The organism is Alteromonas sp. AO-Serp, assembly GCF_017849675.1.
Classification (GTDB): domain Bacteria; phylum Pseudomonadota; class Gammaproteobacteria; order Enterobacterales; family Alteromonadaceae; genus Alteromonas; species Alteromonas macleodii.
Genome location: NZ_JAFLMX010000350.1, coordinates 1 through 4,775, shown reverse-complemented (window position 1 = coordinate 4,775; position 4,775 = coordinate 1). Strand labels below are relative to the sequence as shown.

General features: G+C 43.9%; 6 protein-coding genes. 4 read left to right on the top strand and 2 right to left on the bottom strand.

Translation table 11 applies throughout. From position 1 onward, the window contains the following. The first annotated feature begins 63 nt into the window (after positions 1 to 63). The 4 genes from QVA83_RS21975 to dksA all read left to right on the top strand — a co-directional run bounded on the left by QVA83_RS21975 (position 64) and on the right by dksA (position 3,383). Positions 64 to 408: an MFS transporter gene (locus QVA83_RS21975; RefSeq protein ID WP_287498964.1), complete on the top strand. Its 345-nt coding sequence runs from the start codon at positions 64 to 66 to the stop codon at positions 406 to 408. A gap of 160 nt (positions 409 to 568) precedes the next feature. Beyond that, positions 569 to 2,710, top strand: a complete 2,142-nt coding sequence (locus tag QVA83_RS21970; RefSeq protein ID WP_156078707.1) for a M3 family metallopeptidase — start codon at positions 569 to 571, stop codon at positions 2,708 to 2,710. A gap of 35 nt (positions 2,711 to 2,745) precedes the next feature. Beyond that, complete coding sequence (locus QVA83_RS21965; protein WP_014950340.1) at positions 2,746 to 2,964, top strand: hypothetical protein; 219 nt, start codon at positions 2,746 to 2,748, stop codon at positions 2,962 to 2,964. Continuing rightward, positions 2,961 to 3,383, top strand: a complete 423-nt coding sequence (gene dksA, locus QVA83_RS21960; protein ID WP_014950341.1) for an RNA polymerase-binding protein DksA — start codon at positions 2,961 to 2,963, stop codon at positions 3,381 to 3,383. The genes QVA83_RS21965 and dksA overlap by 4 nt, the downstream gene beginning before the upstream one ends. A gap of 248 nt (positions 3,384 to 3,631) precedes the next feature. On the opposite strand, the gene QVA83_RS21955 is transcribed toward dksA, so the two are convergent. Together QVA83_RS21955 and QVA83_RS21950 are read right to left on the bottom strand one after the other, a co-directional pair. Next, on the bottom strand, positions 3,632 to 4,564 hold the full coding sequence (locus QVA83_RS21955) for a bifunctional helix-turn-helix transcriptional regulator/GNAT family N-acetyltransferase (protein WP_061486350.1): 933 nt from the start codon (positions 4,562 to 4,564) through the stop codon (positions 3,632 to 3,634). A gap of 96 nt (positions 4,565 to 4,660) precedes the next feature. Beyond that, positions 4,661 to 4,771 carry a zinc finger domain-containing protein gene (locus tag QVA83_RS21950; RefSeq protein ID WP_287498965.1) on the bottom strand — a complete coding sequence of 37 codons (111 nt, stop codon included), beginning with the start codon at positions 4,769 to 4,771 and terminating at the stop codon, positions 4,661 to 4,663. Between the last annotated feature and the right edge of the window lie 4 nt (positions 4,772 to 4,775).

The following is a 4,775-nucleotide window of genomic DNA, read 5'->3' as shown; positions in this document are numbered from 1 at the left end:
CTTGAAATACCAAACATGCTGCTAGCAGCCAAATAAGCACGACGCTTCCCTCCTGCGGGTATCATGGCAGTAGCATTTATTTTCGGCTGTTGCTTCTACGTTGGCGTGTACTTTTCTCAGTCGAGTTGGGAGTTATTGACCCTTCAAATATTGAACGCGCTGTTCTACGGTTTATATGCTGGTATTGGATTGACCTTACTGCAACAACAAGCGCCCGACTTAACTGGATTCACTTCTGCGTTTTATTCAAACGCCACTCGGGTGGGTATGATGCTAGGCACCATTGGCGCAGGCACCGTGGCTCAATTCTTTAGCTTCAGAGATGCCACTATTGGGTCGTTGTGCATTGCTATATTTGGCTTAAACGTGATGTTAGTGTTCATGTTCGTAAAACGAGAAGCACGTTAAGTTTTATTCAAAAAAAACTAGCAGATCGCTAGTTAAGGCGTAACCCAGCAGCACTTCTATCGCTTCCTTTAATTTCTTCGCACTTTCTCATAATTGACAATTGTTACAATATAACATTACACTCACGAACAATTAATTACCCTAAAAATTTAGGAACCCTATGAAAAAGCTCCTTATTTCAGCCACGATATCTTCTATACTTTTGGCAACAGGCTGCACCGAACAGGCGTCAACAATGAATAAGACTGCTACAACGCAGACTGACTCAGCAAAAGCAGAGCAGACGAACCCTTTATTTATGACAAGTTCACTGACTTACGGCGCGCCGCAATTTGATTTGATAAAGGACGAGCATTTCATTCCTGCATTTGAAAAAGGAATGGAACAGCACTTACAAGAAGTAGAAAAAATAGCGTCTAACCCTGACGCCCCCACCTTTGATAATACGCTGCTAGCGCTTGAAAAAAGCGGAAGTTTACTCACCAGAACTAGCCGAGTATTTTTCAACTTAGTAGGAACAGATAGCTCGCCTGAACGCAGAGAAATCCAAAAAATTCTAGCGCCAAAGCTGGCGGCTCACAGCGATACCATTAATTTAAATAGTGCGCTTTTTAAGCGTATTGAAACGCTATACAACCAGCGCGACGCGTTGGAGTTAGATACTGAATCAACCCGACTACTCGAAGAGTATTACTCTGATTTTGTTCGCGCTGGTGCTAAACTCAATGAATCAGATAAACAGAAGATACGTGAAATAAACGAAGAACATTCAACCTTAACCACGCAGTTTTCTCAAAACCTACTGGCTGAGTCATCTGAAATTGCGGTGGTAGTAGATGACGTAGAGCAGTTGTCAGGGATGTCAGAGCGCCAAATAAAGGCCGCATCAGATGCTGCTAAAGCTGCTGATAAAGAAGGCAAATATCTTCTAAGCATCACGAACACTACTCGTCAACCTGTCCTTACTTCACTAGAAAATAGAGCACTTCGCCAGCAAGTGTGGGGAGCGTCAGCATACCGAAACCAGTCTGGGGAATACGACAACACCAAAATTATTAGCCGATTGGCAGGACTGCGCGCACAAAAAGCAGCATTGCTTGGATTTGATAGCTGGGCGGCCTACAGCCTAGACAAACAAATGGCCGGTTCGCCAAGCGCTGTATACGAAATGCTAGGCAGTATGGTGCCCGCTGTGCTTAAAAACGTTGAAAAAGAAGCCGCTGACATTAAAGCAATGATTGAAGCGGAAGGTAATAACTTCGAACTAAAACCTTGGGATTGGGCTTTCTACTCAGAAAAGGTAAGACAAGCTAAATACGAGCTAGATGAAAACGAGGTGAAACAATACTTCGAATTTAATCGCGTGCTTGAAGATGGCGTATTTTTCACTATGAATAAATTGTACGGAGTGCGCTTCAAGCCCCGTCCAGATTTGCCGGTTTACCACCCTGATGTAAAGGCTTACGAGCTGTTTGATGTAAATGGTGACAGTTTAGCGATTTTTTATGCCGACTACTTTTCTCGCAAAGGTAAACGCGGTGGAGCTTGGACGAGTTCTTTCGTAGGACAGTCGAAATTGCTCTCGCAAAAGCCTGTTGTGGTTAATGTAATGAACATAAACAAAGCGCCTGATGGCGAGCCTACATTAGTCAGTTACGATCATGTTACTACCATGTTCCATGAAATGGGTCACGGACTTCACGGCATGCTGTCAGACGTAAATTACCCAACGTTGGCCGGCACATCTGTCTCGCGAGACTATGTAGAGTTCCCTTCTACCTTCGAAGAAGACTGGGCAGCCCACCCTGACGTTATTGCAAACTATGCCAAGCATTATGAAACTGGCGAGCCTATTCCAGAGGCTCTGCTGGAAAAGGTGATTCGTTCACGTACATTCAATATGGGTTATGACACATTGGAATATATGTCTGCAGCACTGCTTGATATGGAGTGGCATTCTATCTCTGCTGAGCAGGCGCCTGAAGATGTCCAAGCCTTTGAAGCCCAAGCTCTCGATAAACATAATGTTGGCTTGTCTTATGTACCACCTCGTTATAAGTCAGCATTCTTTGCACATTCAATGGGTGGCGGCTATTCCGCTGGCTACTATGCCTATATGTGGAGTGAAATTTTAGCTGCTGATGCCTTTGCTTATATGCAAGAACTCGGCGGATTAAGGTTAGAAAACGGTATGAAATATAGAAAGGAAATCTTATCTACCGGCAATTCTCGTCCCCCGATGGAGTCTTATAAAGCATTCCGAGGAAAAGCGCCAACAACAGATGCTCTGCATATTCGCTGAGGGCTTAAAACCAAACTCGACTAACAGGAGGCCTCATGAATTCACCGGTAATACCCTCTAACTTCGTTGAATGGCAAAACTGTATTGTCCGCGATTGTGGCATAGCGTTAGACAAAGCGTTTTTAGAATCACGGATAGCGGCGCTTTCGAACATGAAGGATCAGCATACAAAGCAATTTCTACGTTTGTATGGCGAGGCACACTATAAGCAGGTTTTAGGCTGGTTTCATCAAGCCTTAGTGGAGCTGAAATGAGTAAAACGTTGACTAAAGAAGCGCTTCTTGCCGCCAGTGAAGACGACTACATGAACGATGAGCAGCTTGAATTTTTTAAAGAATTGCTCAACGATTTAAAACAGCAAACCATGGCTCATATTGAAGAGATGAAGGCATCGTTAAGTCAACCTCCTGAGATAAACGATGAAGTTGATCGGGCGCAGTATGAAGAAGAATCCAGGCTTTCTCTTCGAATTTTGGACAGGGAGCGAAAGCTACTTCCTAAAATCGATAAGTCGTTGCGACGAATAAAAGACAAGTCTTTTGGATACTGCTTGGAGACCGGAGAACCCATTGGCATTCCTAGGTTACTGATAAGGCCTGTCTCAGAATACTGCGCCGATGTGAAAATGGTAAACGAAGGCAGAGAGCAGCATTATTACTCACAAAGAAAGTAATGATACTTTCTGTGCCTGAGAGTTTTTGAGTGAATATTTAAGTGAAAATTTGAGTGTGCGGTTAACAAGGCGCACACTCGTCTTTTGGCAAGAATGGACTGAATGCGTTTCAGCTTTTTATCATTTTATAATGAAAGCCGAGAGTTAACCGTTTTGACAACGGTGGTATTGAACCTTCAGTTAAACCAAAACAGTGACCGCTGTGTTGCGTGGCTTTACTTATAGCTGCACTTTACGATAACTATTATTTATTTGAATAAAAGCTCCATCTGCACATCACATCTCGCATAGGGCGACGACGCCCCCTTAATAGGCTTAAACCCTATCTTTTCGTACAAACATATTGCGGGCTTAAGTACCGAATTGCTCTCTAAATAAAGCCGCTTTAACCCCATCAGTTTCGCTCTTTCGACAATACTTTTACCTAACAGCAGCCCTACCCCTTTGCCTTGAGCTTTGGGAGACACCGCCATTTTGGCAAGTTCAAACGTATCGTCAGCTTGTTTAATAAGTGCACAGCAGCCTATGGGTTCGCCCTTATCTAACGCGATCAATATCACACCCGACTGATTCAAAATGTAGCCTTCAGGGTCGTCGAGCGCTTTAAAGTCGGGCTCTTCCAATTCCCAATATTTACTTATCCATTCAACATTGAGCGATTTAAATGCCTCGCGATACTTTGGCGCATAATCGACTACCTTAATATCAGGCGAGTCACCGTCCACTCTCGCACTTATGGGGCGATATCGAAGATGCCTTTCAACTACGCTCACCGCTTCCCATAAATCGATACCCGTTTCATCTTTTAGCTCGCGCATGGCAGTGTCTATGGCATCGCACTGCTTTTCCATTTTGGGCACCATCGCTTTCGCTTTATCGTTTAGCGCCACCAGCGTAACCCGCGAATCGTCGCTCGATTTATAACTTTCAATTAGGTCGCGTGCTTTCATTTCTTTTGCGATCTTACTCACCGACACGTGAGAATGATTTATCTCTTTAGCGATATTCACGACGGAATCAGCACCTTTTGACGCGAGCACGTAAAATACTGGAAACCACTTTGGCTCTATCGCAAATCCAAATTTCGCATAAGTATTTTCCGCATCCTTTGACACCTGCGCGGCTAACTGACGTAAGGCAGTACCTAATGCAATATGCCCCAATTCATTAAATGACTTCACTTCAAAAAACTCCGTAACCAGTTACGGATATAATTAATCGTAATTGGAGACAAGTCAAACAGATTATTTATTGATAATAAAAATGGGGGGGGTAGATTACTTCGCCTGGCACTGGCTACACCAATAAAGACGTCGCCCGTTATACGTTTGGCGTTTTATTGTAGTGGCGCAGACTCTACAAGGCTGCTCTTCCCTGTCGAACACCATAAAC

Coding starts and splice junctions, on each gene's coding strand:
- QVA83_RS21950 (WP_287498965.1), bottom strand. CDS start 4,771: ATGGTGTTCGACAGGGAAGAGCAGCCTTGTAGAGTCTGCGCCACTACA.
- QVA83_RS21975 (WP_287498964.1), top strand. CDS start 64: ATGGCAGTAGCATTTATTTTCGGCTGTTGCTTCTACGTTGGCGTGTAC.
- QVA83_RS21965 (WP_014950340.1), top strand. CDS start 2,746: ATGAATTCACCGGTAATACCCTCTAACTTCGTTGAATGGCAAAACTGT.
- QVA83_RS21970 (WP_156078707.1), top strand. CDS start 569: ATGAAAAAGCTCCTTATTTCAGCCACGATATCTTCTATACTTTTGGCA.
- dksA (WP_014950341.1), top strand. CDS start 2,961: ATGAGTAAAACGTTGACTAAAGAAGCGCTTCTTGCCGCCAGTGAAGAC.